At 52.1% G+C, this 22,660-nt stretch carries 19 protein-coding genes; 6 read left to right on the forward strand and 13 right to left on the reverse strand.

The window, feature by feature from the left end:
* Nucleotides 1-266: 266 nt before the first annotated feature.
* Nucleotides 267-1,667: a dihydrolipoyl dehydrogenase gene (gene lpdA / locus AAGJ81_00005; protein ID MEM0964516.1), complete on the reverse strand. Its 1,401-nt coding sequence runs from the start codon at nt 1,665-1,667 to the stop codon at nt 267-269.
* Nucleotides 1,668-1,799: 132 nt separating this feature from the next.
* The gene (locus AAGJ81_00010) at nt 1,800-2,246 is read right to left on the reverse strand and encodes a phage holin family protein (protein MEM0964517.1); all 447 of its coding nucleotides are present in this window, start codon (nt 2,244-2,246) and stop codon (nt 1,800-1,802) included.
* A gap of 95 nt (nt 2,247-2,341) precedes the next feature.
* Between AAGJ81_00010 and nadA the strand changes: the two genes are divergently transcribed.
* Nucleotides 2,342-3,364, forward strand: coding sequence for a quinolinate synthase NadA (nadA, locus tag AAGJ81_00015; GenBank protein ID MEM0964518.1), 1,023 nt, complete (start codon nt 2,342-2,344; stop codon nt 3,362-3,364).
* Nucleotides 3,365-3,371: 7 nt separating this feature from the next.
* Nucleotides 3,372-4,175, forward strand: a complete 804-nt coding sequence (locus AAGJ81_00020; GenBank protein ID MEM0964519.1) for a DUF3108 domain-containing protein — start codon at nt 3,372-3,374, stop codon at nt 4,173-4,175.
* Between the two features lie 68 nt (nt 4,176-4,243).
* Here AAGJ81_00020 and AAGJ81_00025 read toward each other — a convergent pair whose 3' ends face one another.
* Nucleotides 4,244-5,002 (reverse strand): glycosyltransferase, encoded by a 759-nt coding sequence (locus AAGJ81_00025; GenBank protein MEM0964520.1) that lies wholly within the window; start codon nt 5,000-5,002, stop codon nt 4,244-4,246.
* Between the two features lie 88 nt (nt 5,003-5,090).
* Here AAGJ81_00025 and AAGJ81_00030 point away from each other — a divergent pair, with 88 nt between their 5' ends.
* Nucleotides 5,091-6,614: a flippase activity-associated protein Agl23 gene (locus AAGJ81_00030; GenBank protein MEM0964521.1), complete on the forward strand. Its 1,524-nt coding sequence runs from the start codon at nt 5,091-5,093 to the stop codon at nt 6,612-6,614.
* Nucleotides 6,590-7,441, forward strand: coding sequence for an FAD:protein FMN transferase (locus AAGJ81_00035; GenBank protein ID MEM0964522.1), 852 nt, complete (start codon nt 6,590-6,592; stop codon nt 7,439-7,441). The genes AAGJ81_00030 and AAGJ81_00035 overlap by 25 nt, the downstream gene beginning before the upstream one ends.
* Here AAGJ81_00035 and AAGJ81_00040 read toward each other — a convergent pair.
* From AAGJ81_00040 to xseB, 10 genes are all read right to left on the reverse strand, one after another.
* Nucleotides 7,438-10,473 (reverse strand): UvrD-helicase domain-containing protein, encoded by a 3,036-nt coding sequence (locus AAGJ81_00040; protein ID MEM0964523.1) that lies wholly within the window; start codon nt 10,471-10,473, stop codon nt 7,438-7,440. The two genes, AAGJ81_00035 and AAGJ81_00040, sit on opposite strands and share 4 nt — an antisense overlap.
* A 106-nt stretch (nt 10,474-10,579) precedes the next feature.
* Nucleotides 10,580-13,384 carry a PD-(D/E)XK nuclease family protein gene (locus AAGJ81_00045; protein ID MEM0964524.1) on the reverse strand — a complete coding sequence of 935 codons (2,805 nt, stop codon included), beginning with the start codon at nt 13,382-13,384 and terminating at the stop codon, nt 10,580-10,582.
* Nucleotides 13,381-14,211, reverse strand: a complete 831-nt coding sequence (locus AAGJ81_00050; protein MEM0964525.1) for an NAD(P)-dependent oxidoreductase — start codon at nt 14,209-14,211, stop codon at nt 13,381-13,383. The genes AAGJ81_00045 and AAGJ81_00050 overlap by 4 nt, the downstream gene beginning before the upstream one ends.
* A 102-nt stretch (nt 14,212-14,313) precedes the next feature.
* Nucleotides 14,314-14,694 carry a type II toxin-antitoxin system VapC family toxin gene (locus AAGJ81_00055; protein MEM0964526.1) on the reverse strand — a complete coding sequence of 127 codons (381 nt, stop codon included), beginning with the start codon at nt 14,692-14,694 and terminating at the stop codon, nt 14,314-14,316.
* A complete protein-coding gene (locus AAGJ81_00060) occupies nt 14,691-14,960 on the reverse strand; it encodes an antitoxin VapB family protein (protein ID MEM0964527.1) in 270 nt (89 codons plus the stop codon). Before AAGJ81_00060 ends, AAGJ81_00055 begins: the two co-directional genes overlap by 4 nt.
* 77 nt (nt 14,961-15,037) lie before the next feature.
* Nucleotides 15,038-16,261: a class I SAM-dependent RNA methyltransferase gene (locus tag AAGJ81_00065; protein MEM0964528.1), complete on the reverse strand. Its 1,224-nt coding sequence runs from the start codon at nt 16,259-16,261 to the stop codon at nt 15,038-15,040.
* Between the two features lie 123 nt (nt 16,262-16,384).
* Entirely contained in the window at nt 16,385-17,338 is a 954-nt protein-coding gene (rnhC, locus tag AAGJ81_00070) for a ribonuclease HIII (protein MEM0964529.1), read from the reverse strand.
* Between the two features lie 163 nt (nt 17,339-17,501).
* Nucleotides 17,502-18,389, reverse strand: coding sequence for an ADP-ribosylglycohydrolase family protein (locus AAGJ81_00075; GenBank protein MEM0964530.1), 888 nt, complete (start codon nt 18,387-18,389; stop codon nt 17,502-17,504).
* Between the two features lie 76 nt (nt 18,390-18,465).
* On the reverse strand, nt 18,466-20,472 hold the full coding sequence (dxs, locus tag AAGJ81_00080) for a 1-deoxy-D-xylulose-5-phosphate synthase (GenBank protein ID MEM0964531.1): 2,007 nt from the start codon (nt 20,470-20,472) through the stop codon (nt 18,466-18,468).
* 21 nt (nt 20,473-20,493) lie between these two features.
* Nucleotides 20,494-20,748, reverse strand: a complete 255-nt coding sequence (gene xseB, locus AAGJ81_00085; protein MEM0964532.1) for an exodeoxyribonuclease VII small subunit — start codon at nt 20,746-20,748, stop codon at nt 20,494-20,496.
* Nucleotides 20,749-20,838: 90 nt separating this feature from the next.
* On the opposite strand from xseB, the gene AAGJ81_00090 reads away from it, so the two are divergent.
* Nucleotides 20,839-22,149, forward strand: a complete 1,311-nt coding sequence (locus AAGJ81_00090; protein MEM0964533.1) for a M48 family metallopeptidase — start codon at nt 20,839-20,841, stop codon at nt 22,147-22,149.
* A gap of 83 nt (nt 22,150-22,232) precedes the next feature.
* Entirely contained in the window at nt 22,233-22,649 is a 417-nt protein-coding gene (locus AAGJ81_00095) for a four helix bundle protein (protein ID MEM0964534.1), read from the forward strand.
* Nucleotides 22,650-22,660: the final 11 nt, after the last annotated feature.

The raw sequence follows: 22,660 nt of genomic DNA on the forward strand, positions 1-22,660 counted from the left end.
CGCGGGGCAACGCTGCTCCATCGGCTCCTGCGCCCGTCTCGCAGAGATGCGGCGTGGATCGAAGTTCGCAGCGTTACAGGCCTTGGGTCGTATCTCGATACGCTCCCAAGGCCTGCGCCTCGCGCTGCTTCGATTCATGCCCGCACCAAATTCGCCAGAAATTTTTTGAAGTGGTATAATACTACGTCTAGGTGGTGTCGTCCCTTCCTGAGTGCGGACTAGGCAGCTGTTTGAAATTGCTGCTTAGGTTTTGCCACCAAGCCTGGCTAGATGTGAATAGCTTCTCCGTAGACCGCTGCCGAAGCTTCCATCAACGCTTCGCTCATCGTTGGGTGAGCATGGATCGTATCGTGAATCTCTTCAGCAGTCGCCTCTAGCTTCATGCCCAGAACGTACTCGGAGATCAACTCAGTAGCTTCCGCACCCACAATGTGCGCTCCGAGAATTTCTCCATAATCTTCGGAAACCAGCAGCTTTACGAAACCTTCAGAATGTGCTGAGGCAACTGCCTTGCCGGATGCGGTGAAGGGAAACTTACCCACCTTATAGGGCACTTTTTCCTCCTTAAGCTTTTGCTCGGTCTTTCCGATACTTGCTACCTGTGGTTGGCAGTAGGTACATCCCGGAAAGGCCTTCACCTTTTCGGGGTGGTGCGCTTCGAACATTCCCTTTACTGCATGCACCGCCTCCCATGTGGCAACGTGGGCAAGCCAGGGAGGACCAATGATATCTCCAGCGGCATACACCCCTTCGATACTCGTTTCGTAATTGTCCTTCGTCTGGATGTAGTTCCGATCCATTTCGAGAGAGACTCCCTCGCCCAAAAGACCTTCAGTGTTCGCCTGAACGCCAATGGCAACAAGCACGGATTCGGCCTCGACCTTATCGGTTTTTGATCCCTTTACCAAGTCCATCGTTACCTTGGTTTTGAGGGACTTGAGGTTTTCGACCTTGGTATCGGTGCGGCAGTCAATCCCCTGTTTTTTGAAGGCCCGGGCAACCGCATCGGAGATTTCGTTATCCTCGACAGGAAGGATCTTGGGAAGCATTTCGACGAGCGTTACCTTGGTGCCGAGAGCGTTCAGGAAGTAAGCGAACTCAGCTCCGATCGCGCCTGCACCAATAATCACGATTGACTTTGGTTGTTTGGTCATCGCCAAAGCATCACGCGAATTCATGATCCTGCTTCCGTCGTGCTCGACACCAGGAATCATTCTGGGCTTACAACCCGTGGCGATGAGAACTTTCTTAGCGGAGAGGGTCTTTCCCTTATCTGGCCCCTCGAAAACCTCTACTAAATTTCCTTTGTTCAAGCGTGCCTTACCAATTACGTAATCGACCTTATTTTTCTTGAAGAGAAATTCTACGCCTTTTGCCATTTGATCAGCAACGTTCCGGGACCGTTTCATGACCTTTGGAAAGTCGATATCAATGTCTCCGACGGTGAAACCAAGGTCAGCGCTGTGGGTCATTCTCTGGTAAAGCTCTGCACTGGTGAGAAGCGCTTTCGAGGGGATGCATCCCCAGTTCAAGCAGGTGCCTCCGGCGCGTTCCATTTCGACGCAGGCTACCTTTTGGCCCAACTGACCCGCTTTGATTGCCCCAGCGTATCCGGCAGGTCCTCCGCCGATCACGACGAGGTCGTATTGAATCGTTTCGTTGCTCATAAAAATTCTTAAAGTGGAGATGGAAGGCAATTCCGGTAACGGTGGCCTCCTAAATTCTTATCAGTTCAGATGTCGGAAAAAGGCAAGCCTATCCAAGCGACTTGCAGCCCTGACAGAGTGAATACCCTTCAATCAGATGTCGATGAAGTCATCGTTATCCACCTTCTTTTTCGGATCGACGTTTCTGCGAAACCCGCTTTGGTGTAAGACGACTTTCCTGAAGCGCTGATCGTTTTTCCCAGTCACGGCGATTGTTCCTAGGGTGAAAAGGCTCACCCACAGCGCGGTCCAAAAAGCCGAGCCCCATGTTGCTAGATCAAACCCCGGAATGATAGCTGAGGCTAACATCACGATTAGGGCGTTCACGACCCAAAGACCCAGACCGAGAGTCAAAACCACCAGCGGCAACATCAACAAAACCAGAACCGGCTTGAGGAGCGTCAGAAAAATACCGAGAAGGGCTACCGCACCAACGAAACTCAGACCACTCTGAAAAACAACGCCCGAAGCGGTCCACTGGGCCACGGCTAGGCCCCAGGTGACTGCTATCAATCTAAGGATGATGGGAATGGCCGCCATGGAAAGGGGAGAGAATGGGAGACCCCTGGGGATAAGGCAAGAAACCTCCTTCCGTCTGGTATTTTTCGCGAAGTTATGCTCTGTATGGACACTGAATGATAGTCACTGAAACAGAACCTCCTCCCTTTATCGTGGGGAAAGAATCCGGCGCAAAGCGTTTGAGCGAGATTCAGGAGGAGATCATGGATCTGAAAAGAGAGAAGAATGCTGTGCTTCTTGCTCACAACTATCAGATCAACGAGATCCAGGAAGTCGCCGATTACCTAGGGGACTCTTTGGGGCTTGCTTACAAAGCTGCTGAGGCGGATGCCGACCAAATTGTTTTCTGCGGTGTTCATTTTATGGCGGAAACCGCCAAAATCGTGAATCCGGGAAGAAAAGTGATTCTGCCAGACCTCGAGGCAGGTTGCTCCCTTTCTGATTCCTGTCCTCCGGAGAAACTCGCTGCCTTCAAGGAGGAGAACCCGGATGTCTACGTGGTGGCGTATATCAATTGCTCGGCTGGAGTGAAAGCACTCTGCGATGTGATTTGCACGAGTGGAAATGCCGCTAAGATTGTGAGCCAGGTGCCTGAGGATCGCGAGATCCTGTTTGTTCCCGACCAGAACCTTGGCCAATGGGTCTCCCAGCAGACGGGACGGCAAATGCGGCTCTGGCCGGGAAGTTGCTACGTTCATGTTCTCTTTACAGTGCAGTCCATCCAACGGGTGAAAGACCAGTTTCCTGGTGCGCCCGTGGTTGCCCATCCGGAGTGCACGGACGCGATTCGATCCTTTGCTGACCACGTTTGTAGCACGGAGGGAATGATTCAGTATGCCCGCGAGCATTCGAGTGAGGACATTATCGTCGCGACAGAGAGTAGCATGCTCTATCGGCTACGAAAAGATGTCCCAGAGAAGACATTTATTGCAGCTCCTGCCCAGCAGGTTGCCTGCGGTGATTATCGAACCGGCACATCTGACAGGGGTGCCTGTAACTATTGCCGCTACATGAAAATGAACACGATTGAAGGTGTGCGGGATGCACTCAAGTATGGGACGCCCGAAATCACTATGGATGAAGAGACCCGACGGAAGGCTTATGTCCCACTCAAACGCATGCTGGACTGGAGTCGGTAGATAGACCGTGGCTAAGTCACAAGGTCTCCTTTGTAGAGAGAAGGCGTTTCGTCCTGCGATCTTGGTCACTCTTCTTTCGGTTTTTCTGTGTGGATCGACGTTGGCTAGTGGAGGAACTTCACCGACCGGCGCGGTCGTTGGGGAAAAGGCCCTCTACAAACTCAAGTGGGGTGTTGTGGGGGTAGGTGAGGTTGAGATACGGCTGGATGAGGTATCCGAGGAAGCTGGCCTAGTTGAAGCGACACTTGATGCGAAGGCCAATGCCTTCATGAGAAGATTTTACGATTTCCACACAATTATCAAAAGCCGTTTTGCTCCTGATTTAGAGGAATCATTGGGTTACTCGCGGGACGAGACGGCTTCCGAGAATCTTCACGAGACAATCTTTGATTGGGAAAATGGAATCGTTCGGTATTCGAAAAACGGCGACGTGAGAAATCCGATACCACTTCAACCTCTTTGTCAGGATCCGCTGTCCATCGTTTTCGCTTTTCGAAGCGGTGCAGTTCCTTGTTCGGTCGGAACCCATCGTGTTTGGGTAACGGACGGTAAAGTAATTGATCAGATCGAGTTTAAGGTTTCGGGGCCTGAGAAGCTTAGAGTGCCTGCGGGAAAGTTCAGTGCGTTAAAGATAACCGCAGATTTTCTTGGCGTCCGAGCGATCTTTGCCCGGCCGGAAGGTGCGTTGATTGATGTCTGGCTCACCGACGACGAACGCATGATTCCCATTAAACTGAAGAGTGAGGCGAAGATTGGAAGTTTCCGTTCCGAGCTGGAAGAGTATTGGGTCGACGGGGAACAGGTCCTTTAGGAGCAATGGATTAGCCCTCAAGATCGATCTCGGGTTGAAACGGGCGAAGGTCCGCGTGGAGTAATCGATTAATCAGTAGAGCGGTCTTTTCGGTAGTGACCTGCCTTCAACCTTCTTCTGATCCTTAGGACGGACCTCAACATCGGCCACGCATCCCGAAGCGGATGAACCTTGCTCCCGGCAATTTCCCGCCAGGGGATTGGCACCTCGCGAATTTCGTAGTGGTTGGATTCGAGAGCCACGAGGAGCTCGAGGTCAAAAGCAAATCCGCGTTCTTCGAGTCGATTCGAGATCTCCCGGTAAACGGGTCCTGCCAAAACTTTCGCTCCACATTGGGTGTCTTTAAAGCGAATTCCCAGAAGCCTGCGAACGAGGCTATTGAATATTCGAAACGATTGTTTTCGGGCGATTCCTCGATCTACTGGGGTGCTGGGAGAGTTCTGCCGAACCGCAATCCAAGCCGATGGAGACGATGAGGCTAACGCCTCTTTGAAAAGGTTTATGATGGTCTGTGCATCGATGGCTCCATCGGCATCCACAAAACCAAGCCAATCAGAATCGTTTGACTGATCCCATGCTTCATAAACGGCACCTCCCTTGTAAGTTCGCTCAGCGAGTGGAAGAAAACGGATCTGCGGGTAGATTTTGAGTAACTCCTCGACCTTCTTCTCAACCAGTCGCTTTTCGTTTGAATCAGACCCGTCGTCAGAGACTATCCATTGTATCGGTAGGTTGGCTTCAGCGACAGCTTTAGCCAACTTTGGACCGAAGACCGATAAGCGCTTGGAATCGTTGTATACTGGGGTTACTAAAGTGATCTGCTTCAACGAACCTTTAATGTGCGAGTCTCCCTTTTGCTAGGCAATTGAAAATCGTCCACAGCACTTTCCTGTCCGCTCTATTCTTACTCTTCCAATGTCGCGTAGTTGGTTCACTTTCCTAGCTTGGATCGTAGTTGTGGCCGGGGGAAGCGTGTTGCGGCTGGCTGATTTGGAGGAGCGTCCGCTGCATTTCGACGAAGCCACGAATGCGCGGATGCTCGCGGACAGGCTGGAAGGGGAGGACTACGTTTTTGATCCGGAGCATTTCCACGGTCCTTGGCTGAGTTTGAGCGCCATTCCGATTGCCAGAGCATCTGGCGAAGAAGGGTGGAAGGATTTGACCGCTACTACCATTCGACTGGGACCTGTAGTTGCCGGAGTGCTGACTATTCTGACTCCGCTTCTCTGGCTCAGGATTATCGGCTCAGGTCCAGCACTATTGGCAGGTGCCTTACTTGCGACGTCCCCTCTACTGATCTACTACAATCGCATGTTCATCCATGAGAGCTGGTTGGTTCTTTTTGGAATGCTCACCGCGGCTGCGGTCTACCGTTTAGCCCTGAGGCCCAACTGGTTGAATGGTCTCGTAACAGGTGTCTGCGTCGGACTGATGTTTTCGACTAAAGTGACATTCGCAATATCGCTTCTAAGTTTCGGTGCCGGGGTAGTCTTTCTGTTGATCTTCCTAAAGGGTTTTTCGAGTCAAGGCGGACAGGTTTCCACGATCTGGGAGTATTTTAGAGCTCTTCTTCTGGTTGCAGTGACTTCGATCATTGTTGGAGCCGTTTTTTACACAGAGTTTTTCAGCAGGCCGGAGGGTCTAACGGATGCCTTCAAGTCATTCTTTGTATACGAGACCGTTCCGGGTCATCAGAAGCCGGTATCCTTCTATTTTGATCTCCTCCTCAGGCCTAAAGAGCTGGTCGGTAGCTGGTGGACGGAGGCGTTTGTATTTTTGTTGGCAGTCATTGGCTTTTTGGCGGGTATCTCGTCGCGGGAGAGCCGCGGATTTACCGGATTTCTTGGGATTGCCGTGGTCATTCATTTCGCGATCTATAGTTTGATTGGCTACAAGACTACCTGGCTCCTATTGCTGCCTTGGTCGCTGACCTGTCTACTGGCTGGAGCGGCGGTCTACCGAATGCGGTTCGAGCGATTCGGTTTCGGAGCCTTTGTAGTGGCCCTCATCGTTCTCGGTCTCTCATTTCAGGTTCAACAATCGGTGCAGGCAACTGGGCGATTGGCCAATGATGCCAGAAATCCCTACGCCTATGTTCCGACTAACAGAGACGTGGAACGAGTCTCTTCATGGATAGAGAAGCTTCGGTCGATTCATGTGAATTCTCTGGATGACCCGATTGCGGTAGTCGGACAGGAGTATTGGCCTCTACCTTGGTATTTGAGAGATGTTGGTCCAGTAGGTTATTGGCCGGAAGGTAGCCCGGAACTCGAGCAGCTTCCGGTAGTGATTGTAATGCCCGATCATTTCGAGGAAGTCCGGAAAATGTTGGATGAAAGTCATATCGAGGTGCCTAGGAGTCTTCGCAATAATGTGCCCATCCTACTTTTTATTCGGAGTGATCTTTGGGACGCATGGATGAAGGAGTCGGATTCATGATGGCAGTTCATCAGCACGGACATGAAGCGATGAAAACCACCTTCACGCTCAATTTGGAATGTGACAGCGGTGACCATGCGAAAACGCTGGCAAGTGCTTGTTTTCAGCGCATTGATGAGATCGAAAACAAGCTAAGTCGTTACATTCCGGGTAGTGACATTTGGCAGCTCAACCATATGGAAAGCGGTTCGAGTCTCTTTGTGAGCGACGAATGTCATCAGTGTTTGCTGCTTTCGATGGAGGCTTACCAGCTTACCTACGGGTACTTTGATGTTACTCTCGGCAAACAGATCGAGCATCGGAAGACCAGTGCTGAGGGTTCAATGCCAGTGCTTGGCGGTCAGCTTCAGATTGTGCCGGATCGGCCCGTCGTCCAGTGTCTCGAAGCGGGCAGGGAAATCGATTTGGGAGGAATTGGAAAGGGATATGCTCTGGATTGTCTTCTCCAGCTGCTCAAGGATGAGGGCAGCATCAAAGCCGGATTTCTATCTGCGGGAAGCAGCACCCACTTGGCATTTGGTGAAAAGCAATGGGAGGTAGCATTGGTGGGAGATGAGACTCGGAGAGAGCTAGGACTGCGGAATGAAGCGCTGAGTGCCTCGGGAACTGCGATCCAAGGAGCCCATATCATTTCACCCTTCAGCAACCAAGCGGCCGCTTTAAATAAACGGGTCTGGGTAGTTGATCCAAGTGCGGCGATGGCGGATGCAAGGTCGACTGCGGCAGTGTTGATGGATGTGGAATCTTTGAGAGAGCAATCCTCTGCCGAAAAACCGGTATACCGTGAGACGGTCGAAGCCGGTAATATAGAAGAGCTACACCGCTAAACAGGGACGATTTCGCCTGAGCGCAAGAATACAAGCTTGGCGTCAATTTGATCGGTATCTGTAGAGAGTATCATGGCTAGTGCCTTTCGGTAGGTCAGTAGTTGGTCCCGGTAGGATTGGGGAATTTCTTGAGGAGAACTGTCAGTTTTGAAGTCAATGATGAGGGGTCTCGATTTTTCGTTTGGTTTTGGCCAACGTTGATGAACCCGGTCAAAAACGCCGGAGACCCACGTGTCTTCAATCCTAGCATCGAAAGCCCGTTCGCGCCAAACCTCGGTCGGGTTTTGCGGTCGACTAAGGAGTTCACGAATAGAATCGTGAGCGAAGGCTTGGGAAAGAATCGGTCGAACATCTGGATCCGCGGTTTTCGGGTCCCAGTCGGAGGCAGGCCACTCGAAGGAGGCGAGAACCCGATGAACCTTTGTGCCGAATTCGAGCAAGGCCATTTTATCGGGAAGAAAGAGGGAAGAGGCCTCACCGGAACCCTTCTTAGAAGGAGAAAGGTCCCTACGAAGGGATGACGAAAGTGTTTTCTCTAAAACCGGAGGCGACGGTTCAGGGGGTGCCTTGAAAACGGGTTTTGGAGGAGTTGATTCTACCGGTTCTCCAATTTTGACAAGGGGCACATCCTCTGGATCGGGAGAAAACGCTTTCTCGATCCATTGACTAAGGAAGCTCTTTCTTTTCGGACAATAAACATAGAGTTCTTCAACCGCGCGGGTTGCCGCGACATAGGTAACGCAGAGGCTCTCAAAGGTGCGGTCCTCAGCGACTTTATCGCCCCATTCCCGTAATGGTGGGAAGATTGCCTGTGCGTCTTGGTTTACTCTTTCGAGGACCGCGGTAATTCGTCCTTCCTCTTCGCTAACCCATAACTCTTTGTGTGGCGCGATACCGGGTCCGGGCGCGAGGTCGGGAAGAAATACAGTGTCGAATTCCAACCCCTTTGAACGGTGAATGGTCATGATTTGGACACCCGATGCGGACCCAGGATCTTCCAGTCTCGAATGGCTCAGCGTCTGGACGATTTCTTTTAGTTCCGGACCTTCCTTGCTCTTAGCCTCCCGAAGAATCGTATACACGGCCTCGAGGCAACGGTGCTCGGAAGAATCAATCCATCCGCCCGAGCTAAGGCAGGATTCGAAGTCAGCGAGAAACTGTGGCAGAGGGAGCGATTCCCACTTTTTCCTCAAGGACTGCGGGCTGATTTTGCCTCCGCAGAACTGCTCGATCGATGAGACCGCTGAGCTGCTGGTGAGCACTCCAAGAGCGAGCGTGTTTCCAGGGCACAGTAGGACATTGAAGATCGCATAGATGAGGCGACCAGAGGAAAAGTCTCGGGTGATTGAGAGTGCTCCGTCCCGAACGGTGGGAATTCCATTTTCACGAAGTAATGCGTCGAAATGATCAGCGGTCTTATTGGTTCGGCAGAGGATGGCGACGGATCTATCGGACTTTCGATGGCTGTTGGCCCTCAGGCGATTCAGGATTAGTTCGTCTGGCGATTCTTTGTCTGGAAACGATTCGACCTCTACTATTCCTAGAGGAAACTCCTTGGCCGATTGATGAAGTTCCCATTGGTCGAGCCATCGGGAGGCCACGTTTTCATTCAGGTCCTTGGGAAATGCCTCACGGCTTCCAAAGAGCTGGTTGATAAACTCAACAATGGGGGGGGAACAGCGGTAAGTTTTCGCGATCGATTCGACTACTAGTGGTCGGGGTTCAAAGGCGCTGTATTTCGCTGCAATCTCTTTGAATAATCGACTATCTCCTTTTCGCCAGCCGTAGATCGCCTGCTTGGGATCGCCGACGCAGAAAAAGGTTCGAGGTTCCTCGCAATCGTAGAAAAGCTCTTCGATAAATGGATGCAAAACCTCCCATTGACTTCGACTGGTGTCCTGAAATTCATCGAGGAGCCAGTGCTTGAGTCGAGCGTCGAGACGGTAGGCGAGAAGAGAGCCTTCCGGTGAGTCGAGATTGCGAAGCAAGAAAGGGAGATCTTCGAATCGAAGATGACCCACACTCAACCGACGGGCTTCATTCTCAGTCTCGAAATGAGCAAGAAACTTGTGCGCCCCCTTGGTGTTGCCCACCGCCAACTGGACGGCGTTTGCATAAAAGATTTCCGCAAGCGAGATGAGGGCTTCCCCTGTGGAAGGTGAGAGGGTGATCTTCTTCCGGTTGATAATAAATCCTTTCTTCCCCAAGAGGAGCTTCTCCTGATCGACCGCGCCGGCTTTGATCCACTTGGCGTACTCTTTCGGTAAGACCGGCGAAAAATCCCAGTTCTGCAGATGCGCGATCAGTTCTTGAACCGCTGGCTGACTTTGTTCCGCGATAGACTCCTCATTGAGCCTCTGTGTAAAAAGACTCAAGCGTTTCGTCCATTCTTCGGGTGTAACCTTCGGGAGAGTAAGCCCGTCCGGAAGCTTTCCCCATTTCTCCGAATCGGGACATTGACGATAGAGAGAAAGCGCTGACTTGATCCACTCCTCGAGCACCGCCTGAAAGCTCCGAACGGAATCGTCGCCTCGATCTTCTTCGACCAAGTGGAAGAGTGCTTTTCGTGTGTCCTCTTCGGCCGCAGTAAAGATAGTGCGGAGAAGGTCGCGTATTTCGAATTCTTCGCCAGTTTCCGAACCGAGAAAAACGTTTGCACCCAGTCCCAGCTCAAAGCGGAAGAGCCCGATCAGTTCGAGAAAGAATGCATCGATGGTGCTCAGGCGAAGCAGGTCGGGATCGCGGACCAGTGAGCTTAGAAGGGTGCGGTAGTCATCAGTGCCCCAACCCGGACAGCCGATTTCATCGCTCAAAGTTTGACTGGCTTCCCTATCTTCGACGGCAGTCGCGAGGGCAGAAAGTAGTTTCGCCCGAAACTCCCCCGCAGCTTTTCTTGAGAAGGTAGCAGCGAGGATGGAGTCTGGAGCCTCGCCGTCCGCGAGCAGACTGATCAAACGCCGGACCAATCGATAGGTCTTTCCCGAGCCCGCGGAAGCCCTGATCATAAGATGGTCTCGTGGATTCGGGTTCATTGGCCGCGTTTTTGGAACGAACACCCCGGTCCGGACGGAGCCGGACCCTTCCTGAGATCATGCCGGGACCTCCGGATCGTTCCGCTACGATAGTGTCGCTCAAACATCATTTCCCCTCCGTTGCCAATGTCGATAGATCGAGAAGGGTTCCTTGCTGCCACGCCTCGCGACCTTCAGGTCCTGACCAATCAAACGCGTCCGATCTTTCGAAAGTCGAAGATGGAGGCCAAAAGCCCGCGTTTTTCCACAGGTCGACAATCTTCTCGGCGGCTTCCACGGCTTCTTCGGCAAGCTGTAAGGAGAACTCTTTCCATTCTTCAAGTCTTGACTCTGTTACTGCCTTGGGAAGGAGGATGTAGGCGACTCGGATCGGGCGTTCAGGATACTTTTCAGCGATTACTTTGGCGTAGAGTGGAAGCTGCAGATTTCTCCAGCCGGAACCCGGTTCGCTATTGATAGTGAGTAGGCTGGAAGGGCTGAATCGCTTTTTTCTCTCGATATTCTCTAGATGAGCTTTGGATGGAGATTCAGCCTGATCGCTCGTTTTGTAGTCAATAAGACGAATTTCATCACCCCTCTCTTCGACCAGATCGATCTGACCGGAGAGCGGGATTCCGTCGATCTCGAGAAGGCCTTCGGGGCGAAAATTCCACTCGATGTGCATCGGGGTCCATCCTTCTATGCGAGTTTCTCTACGAATCGAAACTGCTGCGGAGATCCTTCTATGAATCGCCTCCTTTTGGAGTTGAAGGAGTAGGCCGGTCTTTCTCCCAAAGACTCTAGAGAACCAATTTTCAAGAAGCTCAGTTGCTTTCGTTTGGACCTTGTCCAAATCCTCCCACTCAGCCTTATCCATCAAGGTCTCATCAAGAATGCGCATGACCTCGTGCACTGCAGTTCCGAAGTAGCGTGGATCCATCTCCATTCGATCTGGTTCGACGGTGGTCATTCCACAGACCCTTTCCAGATAAAAGGTAAACGGACAGCGGATCCAGGAGGCAAAGCTGGTCACGTAGATCCGATCTATTTCGGAAAGCCAAGAAGAGTGAGGGGCTTTTGCTGACGGGTCGAAAAGGAGAGAAGGGGCCGGGGTAGGAGCCTCGGAGGGAATTGGACCTTTGGATACGAGAGCGATTCGTTTCGAAAGGTCGTGTTCATCCGTGTAGAAGAGAAAGCGCGATGGAGAAACTGTTTTGCCAGTCAAGTCCCGCCCCGGAACGTATAGGTCTACTCGTCCTCCGTCTTTCCGGAGACGGATCAGCGTCTTCAAAATGTAGGCATCCCGCGTATCGCGTTGTTTGCGGGAGGGTAGACTCAATTCCCTCAGGAGGGCTTCCGGGATAAAAGGTTGGTTGACGGTTTCGCCGGGAATCGACCCATCGTAAAAATCTGGTATCTGCAGCCAAGGATGTTCGTCCCAAAGGAGCTCAAGCCATCCGAGCACTTCAATCACTTCGGCAGGACGTTCCGGATAGATTGAGAACTGGAGTGCTTCCTTGATCGCCCACTGACCCAACAGGGCGGAATCTGACTTCAGGGTGTATTGCTGCGAAGCCTCCCGGATCGTGAAGAGGTTTTTTGCGAAGTCGGTGACACCGTCCTCTCGCTCGATAGTCGTCAGCAGGGTTCTCATTTCCTCCGACTCCAGGAGTTGGAAAATGTTTCCAACCTTCCGCGCAATCTTTCGGATCTTTTGGGTGAGTCCAATAATCTTGGGTTTAGCACCGCGGGCCTTAAGGATCTGAAGAAAGCTACCGATCGTTGCGGGAAGACTCTCTGCCCGGATTTGGTCGATCCCCTGAATCCATTCTTCACGGGGCAGACTTTCTCCCTCGTTTGCGACCCAAGTCGCAACGAAAGGGTCGCGGAGCCAGGAAGCGAAGTCTTCCGGGTCTTCTCCGAAGGCGATCCTTTCAAGGATTTGTAGGAATCGTCCTTGAGGAGTCGATACAAAGGGAACCCCAGCTGGATTGTATGCAGGAACGCGTCGGGAGGTAAGGGTATATGCGAGCGAATCACCGTCTACCGCTTGCCCGACACCACAGACGGCCGCAGAACGCGAATCGGGATACCGGACCAGTTGTGTTGCGATCCTCTCGTTGGCAGCGACCACATCCGTAGCGATGTGTAGAAACTCTTCAGGTATTTCGATAGACTTTTTAAGAAACCAACTCTCGAGCGGTCGGCCAACGTCATCAAAGGCTGCTTCTTCCTCAGGACGAGCCAGGATGAGTATTTCGACGGGAACAGTTTGGGATAGGTTTCGGAGGAAAACGGCTGTTCTTTCTGGAAAATCAGGCGTCCCAGCGACGATGATTCTCTTCCACTCGGGACAGGGAGATGGTGCGGTTGCCATTTCGGCAGCCCAATCGTCAGGATCCAACAAGCGCTCGTTTTGCAGTAAGCTTCGATACTTCGCTTCGATCGTCGCGAGTGCGGCCCAACGGTCTCTGTCGGGAATGGAAGGGTGTCTGGACACGCTCGCACAGTCGAAAAGACCCTCGGCAAGGGTTCGACGAGAGTGTAGGAATACTCGAGCGAACGAGAGAGACTCGTTGAATCCGCCGAATTCCTCCCTTCCAAATGCCCGTTGGAGAACTTCTGAAGAAAGGCTCTCGAGAACGTTAATTACAGCGAGGATTTGGCTGGCTGGTCGAAAGGTCTTTTCTTCCGGAGCTAAGGACGAAAATAGTGAGCCGGGAGTCAGGGTCAGAGGACTCAGTGCGGCGCGGTTTGATTCTCCGGCACGAATTGCAAGCTGTTCTCGCACCCGCCTACCAACGTTGCGAGTCGGAAGAATAAGAACAGTCTGTGAAAGGTCTACGACCCCGTGTTGATCAAATTGATCCAGATGTTCGAGTAGAGTGTGGAGAATCGGCCGCTCGTAACCGGTGAAGATACGTTCGATCACGGAAGAAGACGAAGAAGGGAAACAAAGTCGTCATCTCCCATTCCGGCCTCTAATGCTTCGGTAAGCCGTTCCTTGACAAGAGAGAGGGAGGGAAGGTGAAAAGGGGAGCATTCTTCAGCAAGACGAAGGTCTTTCTGCATATTTCGAAGCGAGAACTGTGGGCTGAAATCCATGTTCTTGATCTTGTCCTCTTTCAGGCCTGCAACTCCCGACCACGCCACATTCTCGCGGAGAACGTCAAAGAATTGGTCGTCCGATAGCCCGGCACTGCGTGCCCAGGAAATGCCTTCGCAGAGAGCCTCGGTGATCGCCGAGATTTGGTGATTCATTGCGAGTTTAATGGTTGCCGCCTGCCGCGGACTTTCGAAGACAAAGCATTTACGGGAAAGTAGGGCGAGGGTCGGATCGACTCTTGATACAACGGTGGGACCGCCTCCAAGAAAAAAGACGGTCTTCTTGGCCTCCGCTGCAGGTTTGCTACCCGTAAACGGCGCTTCCACGTAAGAGGCACCTGTTTCGCTCACCATCGAAGCAAATTTCTCGGCACTTTCGGGATCAATGGTAGTCGATTGGACGACGGTTTTCTCAGGCCCTAGCGTGGGGTTGATTCGTTCCAAAGTTTCCCTAACTGAAGGAGGATCAAAAACGCAAAGATGGATGACGTCGCCCTTTGCAGCCGCATCTGCAGGATCCTTTTCCCAGAGTGGACTCTCGGGTTTGGGGCTGCGGTTCCACGAGGCAGCAAGAACGCCTGCATCGTCGTAGTGCTTGGTCCAGACAGAGCCGATGATTCCCAGACCGAGAACGGAAACTTTGGTATCCTTCATTGGTTACAATGGCATAGGCGACCATTCTCTGAATGTCGAAAAGTAATCCTGGGTTTGCAGCGTCTACAGTGAGACCGATGACCCTTTGGGGCAGGTTTTTCTTCAATACAGGATGATCTTGAGGCCAGGGATTCTAGAAAAGTGATCTTCGTCTTTCGTGACGATTGGAAGTGCGAGTGCCATGGCTGAAGCAGCGATCAATATGTCGAAGTCACCAATCATCGACCCGGACAGACGGAGTGAGCGTCTGATCGTTGCTGCCTGATCGGTGACGACTGAATCGATACTAACCCTCCTGAAGGGACTCAGGAAGCGCTCTCCGTCTTTTGGATCCTCGAAACCCTCGAGGAACTCGATAGCGGTGATTTCCGATATGGCAAAAGGGGTCTGTCGATGCTCTTCGAGGAAGCTTTGGCTGATTCCTGGTTTGCGACGTCGAATTTCCTTGTGCAGGTCGATCAAAAAACAGGTATCTAAGATCATTTTTGATCATCCCATGGACTCGGTGACGGAACATGGCTTTCGGCTTCGAAAGCAGCTACCTTTTTCCAGTATTCCTCTTGAGTATTCTTCACTCCATCTCTCGAAGACATTAGTCTTGTCGCATCTTCGAGGATCGACTCACCGGTTGATAACTCCGGGGTAAAGGTAGCTCGCCGCACCACAGAGGAAAACGACTCACGGCCTCTCTTAGCTCGGCGCAGCTTGTCATAAGCATCAATTTCTAACGTAATTGTCTTTGTAGCCATGCATGAATTCATGCATGAAAATAGGTGATCTTCAAACAGATTCGGTAACGTTGGGATTCTTCACAGTAGCTATTTGGTCACCTCGACAGAGTGACCACGTTTTCAATATGCCGCGTTTGGGGGAACAGGTCGAAGGGCTGGATCTCCTCGATTCGATAGGCGGATTCAGTGAGGATTCTGAGATCGCGCGCTTGGGTTGCTGGATCGCAGGATACGTAGACGATTCTACGGGGCAAATAGGCAATGAGCTGATGAAGGAACTGCTCGTCACAACCTCGACGAGGGGGATCAATGATTACGCTCGTTTCGTCTGCGGGTAGATCTGTTACTTCCGTAAAAATTGCCTCGGCTTCACCCGCGCGAAATTCTGCATTCTTGATCCGGTTGAGGGCGGCGTTTGAGTCCGCAAGGGTTACCGCGGCCGCGGAGACTTCGATTCCCACAACCCGGTCGAAACGGGAAGCGGCAGTAAGGGAGAATAGGCCGGACCCACAATAGGCATCGATCAAATAGCGTGACCCTTTGGAGGCCTGGTCACCTACGTAATTAGCAAAGTCAGGGAGAATGAAGGGATTGTTTTGGAAGAACTCGCCCGCTTTAAACTGGAAAACGATGTTTCCCACGCGCTCGGTCACCAGTGCCTTCGCATCGGTTTCCACGCCTTCCATCACATCTCTGAGAAGAAGCGTAGCACCTTTACGCTTCTTTCCTTTAGGAGGAGTGGTTAGGGAAATCCGCCTGACCTCCGGAAGCTTTTCGTTGATCGCATCTGTAGCAATTGGGCAATGAGGGACATCGACAATGCGGCCCCTCTGACCAAATTTGAGGAAGCCGATAGGGAACCGACCTCCATCCTGCCACCTCTGGAAATGCGGTGTGATCTTTGAGCGATATCCAAACTCTTTGGGCGAACGCTTTGGCAGATTAATGGTTTCGGTGATTCCTCCAATTCTTTCGAAAACCTCTCTGACCTGTTCCTGTTTCCATTCCAGCTGGGCCGGATAAGCCAACTGTTGATACTGGCAACCTCCACAGGTGCCAAACAGATCACACCTTGGTTCTACTCGATCAGGGGAGGGTTCAAGAACTTCAATCAAGTCACCCTCAGAAAAGTTCGGACGATTGCGGTAGATGCGTGTCCGCACCAACTCGCCCGGAAGAGCGTAGGGAACCATCACCACCCAATCATTCACCCGCCCAACTCCGGCACCGAGGTTGGTCAGACGATCTACCCGTAGCTCAACCTGGTGGTGATACGGGAACGGATCGGGAGAAAAGTTGCGGGGTGCGTCTGCGGTCATGTTAAAGTCTAAAAAGCGCGAACCTTACACGTTGAACTTCCAACTCTAAACTTAGAGCGAAGTTGCATCTCTTTCAATGTTCAGCGTTGAGAGTCTAGAGTTAAACGTTCGTCTTCGAAGCGATCAACCTCCCGCCAATTCCACCGCCTCCGAAGCGGTCTTAAAGTGGGTTTTGGCAAAACGTTCGAGCTCCTCGGCTCCAAACTTTTGCACAAGCTCCACGGCCTGTTGCTTTACCTGAGCACTCGCGCCCCGAAGGAGGTCCAAGCCGGCTTCCTCAGAGAGTTTCTTCATCTGCCGGACGTAGACGGCTCTTGCGACGATTGAGGCTGCGGCGACCACTGGATCGGATTCGGCGCGGGGCATCATACGGAGATCAAAATTCAGCCCTTTCAGATTACGTTGAACCAGCGGTTGTTTGGTAAACTGGTCGAGCATTCCCCATTCGACTGGCTGGGTTTCCAGAGCTTCTTTCAGGGCAGTCGCGTGCATCCAAGCCATCAGGCGGTTCGTATTGGAACCAAACTTACCGTGCAGGGCATTGTATTTGGGCATCCCGGCAAAAAGGGTTTTGATCGTGACGCCAGTGGTTTTGCGAATCTCTTTGTCCAGAGCGAGGATCCGGTTGTCCGAGGAGATGCTTTTGCTGTCCTGAACCCCGTTGTCCATCCAGGTTCGGACTGCCGAACCGTCAGCAATTACGCAGGCAACGACTAGCGGGCCGAACAGATCTCCTTTTCCACTCTCGTCAAGTCCTGCATGAGGCTCGAACCATTCCGGGTGATGGACTTCGTCGTAGCCGAGCTGCGGGTCACCCGTTACCTGAGCCTCCAGAACATCTCGAACAAAGTCTTCGGTTCCTTTACCTTGAATCACGACTTTTCCACTTTGGTAACAAACCACGTTAAAACCATCCCCCTTGTAGGCGAAATCGGAATACTCGACCGTAAAGTCAAAGTAAGGACCCGACTCAAGAATCTCTCTCAGCTTGTCGCGCTCCGAGTCGTCAAGCTTGAGCGAGTAGACGGATTTTTTCTTCGGTCCTTCGTCCTCTTCCTTCTTTGATTTACGTGGCATTGGGCAGGAGGTTCTCATTTTGAGAGACGTTGAACAAGGTTTTCTCTTAAGGGCTCTAGAAGGCGGTCCTTCCTCTTCTTTGGGTTGTGCCTTTTTAGGGTGCTCCTGCGAGCGCCTGCAGGCCCACAAGGAAGCAAAGCGTGAGAGTGCAATACCTAAAAGATCACTTCAAAAGAGACTTCAGTGTTCCTTTTGAGGTGAGGTTCTCTATCCACTGCGGTGGGATTCTCTCGATCCCGTGCGCTGCGCCTAAGAGCATTCCCAGTGCAAGGGCACGGGCACAATTGTCGCCCCCCGCCATTGCGTTTTCAGAAAAGGCTTTCGGAAGGTCTTCACCGTGGCGAAGGGCGAGGTAGATGACCGCGGGTAAGGCAGAAGGAGTGGTGCACGATTGACCGAGTTTTCCAATGGCTTCGATGGCCTCTTGATCCTGAACGCTTTCAGCCTTTTCGAAGGCCCACTGCGGCGCGGTCTCCTTTAAAGTATCCGTAAGCGGAGCACCTTTTCCCAGACGGTGGGTTGCCGACGCCAGAAAAGTGGTAGCTTCCAAAGTTTCCGGGGAATTGTGGGTCAGAACCGTCTGCTCAACGCAGGCTTTCACGACCACTTCTTCAGACTCTTCGAAAAGAAAGGCCACCAGAGGGGCTATCCTGCCAGGCCCGGCCAATTCCCTTGATTCGCTCGCCGCTTCATAGACACCCAGGCCGTTTTGGATGTTTTCCAAAACCGTCTTGGTTGCATGGTCAAAATAGTGGTTGTAGTCCGCCCACAAAGTGGTCCAATCGCGGAAAAAAGCCTCTCCGCTCCAAGAGCGATTGTTGTTCAGGAACTGAGCGAGTTGGAGTGCTTGATCACCTACGTGGCTTTGCGCCCCAGCTTCCTTATTCGGATGATAGGAGTCTTTCCCAGGCGCGTAAAACTGATCCACATATCCGAATTTGCCCTCCAATTCATCGGTGTCGTAAATCCAATGGACTCCAAGGGAAAGGGCGTCTGCCGCGAAAGAACCAAATAGAAGTCCCGCTCGTTTATCTCGGTCTACAGGTGTCATGGCAGAATACGGGTTCTTTCGGCTAGCTACACATGACGGGATCCCGCTCGTGTAAAACCAAAATACCAGAATCGGTTCAGCTTCCGGTCAGCGGTTGCTCCTGCTCCGGTTCGGTCTGTAATGCACCTTCATCGGAGAGATTATCCTTAACTGGGTTTTCGGGCATGTCATCTGAGTCTTCCCTGTCCGGAACCATTTTCTCTAACCGGCGAAGCACAGCATCGAGCATATCGTTTGGACCAAGTCCGTTCGCCTCCCGAAGATCGGAGTCGGAATTTCCGTGGTCAACGAAACGGTCCGGCCAACCGATTCTTTCCACAGGTAAGGTGTGTCCCGACTCCGAGAGCGTTTCTAGAATAGCCGAACCAAATCCACCTGATCGGACGTGATCTTCAAGAGTCACAAAGAGCTTTGCGGAAGCGGCTTGCTCACCGAGAAGTTTGCGATCGAGGGGTTTGGCAAACCGCGCATTCACAACGCCTACACGGAAGCCGGTCACTTCAGACACTCGGGAAGCGAGAATGTCTGCTTCGTGAACCATTGGGCCCAAAGCCCAGATCTGAATCTCTTCACCTCTCCGAAGAACTTCGGCTTTTCCAATCTCAAGGATCTTGGGTTCTTCTTTGATCGGAACGCCCTCTGCGTTTCCACGAGGGTAGCGGATGAAGGCGGGGCCTTGGTGATGCAAGCCCGTCGCTATCATGTCGGTAAGCTCATCTTCATCCTTAGGCTGCATAATCACGGTTCGGGGAATGCTTCGGACGTAAGCAATGTCAAACAGCCCGTGGTGAGTTGCGCCATCGTTAGGAGAGAGACCAGCGCGGTCCATACAGAAAAGGACGGGTAGATTTTGCAGGCAAATGTCGTGAACGATGGGATCGAAGGCTCTCTGCAAAAAGGTCGAGTAAATTGCGCATACGGGATGCATTCCGCTAGTCGCCATTCCCGCTGCAAAAAGCACTGCATGCTCTTCAGCAATGCCCACATCGTAATATTGCTGAGGAAGCGAATCTCGTAACAGGTTCAACCCCGTTCCACTTGGCATGGCGGCAGTAATTCCGATGACTGTTTTGTCCTTCTTACAGTGGGCCACGACGGCGTTTCCTAAAACGTCCTGGTACTTGGGAGGCGGGTTGGCGGAGCCTGGTTTGGAAGAGCCGGTTTTTGGATCGAATGGCGAAGTCCCATGGAACTTTTCCGGTTGGGCGAGTGCCACATCGCTGCCTTTTCCTTTCTGGGTAATTACGTGCAAGACGAGGGGTTCAGGCGCATTTTTCGCAAAGAGTAGGTACTGCTCCAGCTCGCTCAGGTTGTGACCGTCGATTGGACCAATGTAGCGGAGTCCGAAGTTTTCGAAAATAGAGGATGAGGTAAAGAAATCCTTGGTTTCGCGCTTCCACTTCGATCCGAGGCGAATCAAAGCATCGCCGCCCGGAACCCGCTTTAAAAAGGACTCCAGGTCTTCATTGATCCGGTTGTAGAAAGGCGTGGTGATCAGCTCATTGAAGTAGCGAGAGAGTGCACCAACGTTCTTATCGATCGACCATTCGTTGTCGTTGAGAATTACAACCAAACGTTTCGTGGAATCAGTGATGTTGTTGAGGGCTTCCAGGGTGATGCCACAGGTGAACGCGGCGTCCCCGCAAATGGCCACTACGTGTTCGTCACCTCCGGCCTGATCGCGGGCAGCGGCCATACCGAGAGCAGCCGAAAGGGCAGTGCCCGCGTGGCCCGCTCCGTAACAATCATGTTCGCTCTCGGACCGGTTGAGAAAGCCGCTGTAGCCGCCCGCTTTCCGGATTTTGGTAAATTGATCATCGTTTCGGCCGGTTAGGAGTTTGTGGACATAGCCTTGGTGAGAGACATCAAAAACAAAGCGATCAGTAGGCGTGTCGAATACCCGGTGGAGCGCGATACTGAGCTCAACCACGCCAAGGTTAGGTCCGATATGGCCGCCATTGGCAGCCGTGACCTCGATCACCCGTTTTCGGATCTCTGTTGCCAGCTCATCGAGTTGGTCTTTTTCCAATTCCTTTACATCAGCAGGACCCTGAATCCTGGCCAAAATGCTGTCGTTATTCACTGGCGTTCTGGGGCACTCGGGTTAACTGGCCTCTGTTGGGGAGGAGGTTCTTTCAAATGGCTCAAGTGACATTTTTTCGTCATCGGCAACTTTCTCGATACGGAGAGCCGCCTCATTCAGGCGTTCGTGACAAGTTTTGAGCAGTGCCATACCCTCCTCATAATCGCGCACCAAATGGTCGAGGTCGGGCTCATCTTCCTCCAGCCGGGAGACGATTTCCTGAAGCTTCCCGAAGGCTTCCTCATAGGAAATTTCCTCTTCGTTTTTTTTGCTCATAAACGGTAAATAAAGCGGTTTGAGACTACGAAAACAAGCAGTCTCCCATCTTTCTTGCAAATCTTTCCGCAACAGACTCCAGTACGGGAGATGACGGTTATACTCTTGGCGGTAATTGTGATTCTTACCTTGAAAGTCTGTTTTGAGTTCTTTCTCGAGCGGCTAAACGCAGACTATGTAGCGCGAAACCGGCACCATTTGCCTTCGGTTTTTAAGGGTGTTTTCGATCGGGAAACTTTCGACAAATCCAACGACTACACGTTGGCGAAATCTCGGCTGGGGCGGAAAGAGATTTTCTTCGACGGGATAGTTTTGGCGCTGGTGCTTTTGCTTGGGGTATTACCCTTTCTCTACGACCTGCTTTCCGGGTGGCTTGGATTTGGCCTTTGGGGGCAGGCACTCGTGTTTGTAACCCTTTTGTTTGTCTTGTCGCTTCCGGGGTTGCCCTTCGATTGGTATTCGCAATTTCGATTGGAGGAATCGTTTGGATTCAACAAAACTACCTTGAAACTTTGGTGGTCTGATAAGGCAAAGGGTCTATTGCTTACCTACGCGATCGGTGTCCCGCTGGCCGCTCTTATTCTCTGGATCCCTACACGGTTCTCGGAGTTCTGGTGGCTGATCGGCTTTGCTGTCGTATTTGGAGTGCAGCTACTGATGCTCGTTCTCTATCCGATTCTTATCGTGCCGCTGTTCAACAAGCTTCAGCCCCTTGACGAAGGAGAACTGAATGATCGCCTGATGGCTCTGGCGGATCGCACTGGATTCAAGGCCAAAACCATCCAGGTCATTGACGGGAGTAAGCGTTCTTCCCACTCCAATGCTTACTTCACCGGGTTTGGGCGGTTTCGGAGAATCGTCCTGTTTGACACTTTGATTGAACAGCTGAACCCGGAGGAGATCGAGGCGGTTTTGGCCCATGAGATCGGCCATTACCGAAAAGGTCACATCCCGCGGATGATTGCAGTTTCAGCAGTAAGTTTGGCTCTCGGTTTTTGGATCCTGCAATGGCTTTCCGGGCAGGACTGGTTCATTGGCGGGTTCGGTTTCGACCTTAGTCCCGCACTCTATGGGGAAATGGCGCGTTATGTACCTGCCTTTCTTCTTTTCGTCATTCTGGGGGGATTAGTGACTTTCTGGATCAGTCCGCTTTTCAACTGGTTATCCCGCAGGCATGAGTATGAGGCCGACCGCTTTGCCCGCGACGCAATGGGATCGCCTAAACCGCTTATCTCAGCGCTTCGGGCAATGTATAAGAAGAATCTCGGTAACTTGATCCCCCATCCAAGCTATAGTCGCTTTCACTACTCCCATCCGACCTTGAGGGAGCGGGAGAAGAGTTTGAAGGCATTGGCGGATTCGCCGAAGACTCCCGAAGAAGAGAGTGCACAGTTGGCCTGAGTAAAGAGAATCGGCATCGCGATCGGTATCGTAGCGAGCGGAGCGACATCAATAAATCGGAGAACCTCCAGAATCGAATCACGATGAGCTTCGGACACGAGAAATTGGATGTTTACAGATTGGCAGTTCTCTACGTTTCCCGAGTTTTTGGCTATTCTAATAATTTGAATGGCCTTCACCGTCACGCCCGAGATCAGTGGCTGAGGGCGAGCCAGTCGATTCCTCTGAATATCGCCGAGGGTAACGGCAAGGCTACTGAGCCTGATCGAAGGAGATTCTTCGAGATCGCGAGAGGGTCTGCACTTGAATGCGCAGCAATCCAGGATGTCCTTGTCGCTGGAGAGGCGTTGAGTGAGATGGAAAGCAATGAGCTGAAGGTTGATCTGGATCGAATGGTAGCAATGCTGAGCCGATTGGGGAAGCGAGGCTATGCCGTTAAAGAGGAATGTAATGGACTCGATACCGATACCGATCCCGATGGGGGAAGCGAGAGGTGGTGAGAGGACCTCTG

It is taken from the genome of Verrucomicrobiota bacterium (assembly GCA_038744685.1).
GTDB lineage: Bacteria > Verrucomicrobiota > Verrucomicrobiia > Opitutales > Puniceicoccaceae > Puniceicoccus.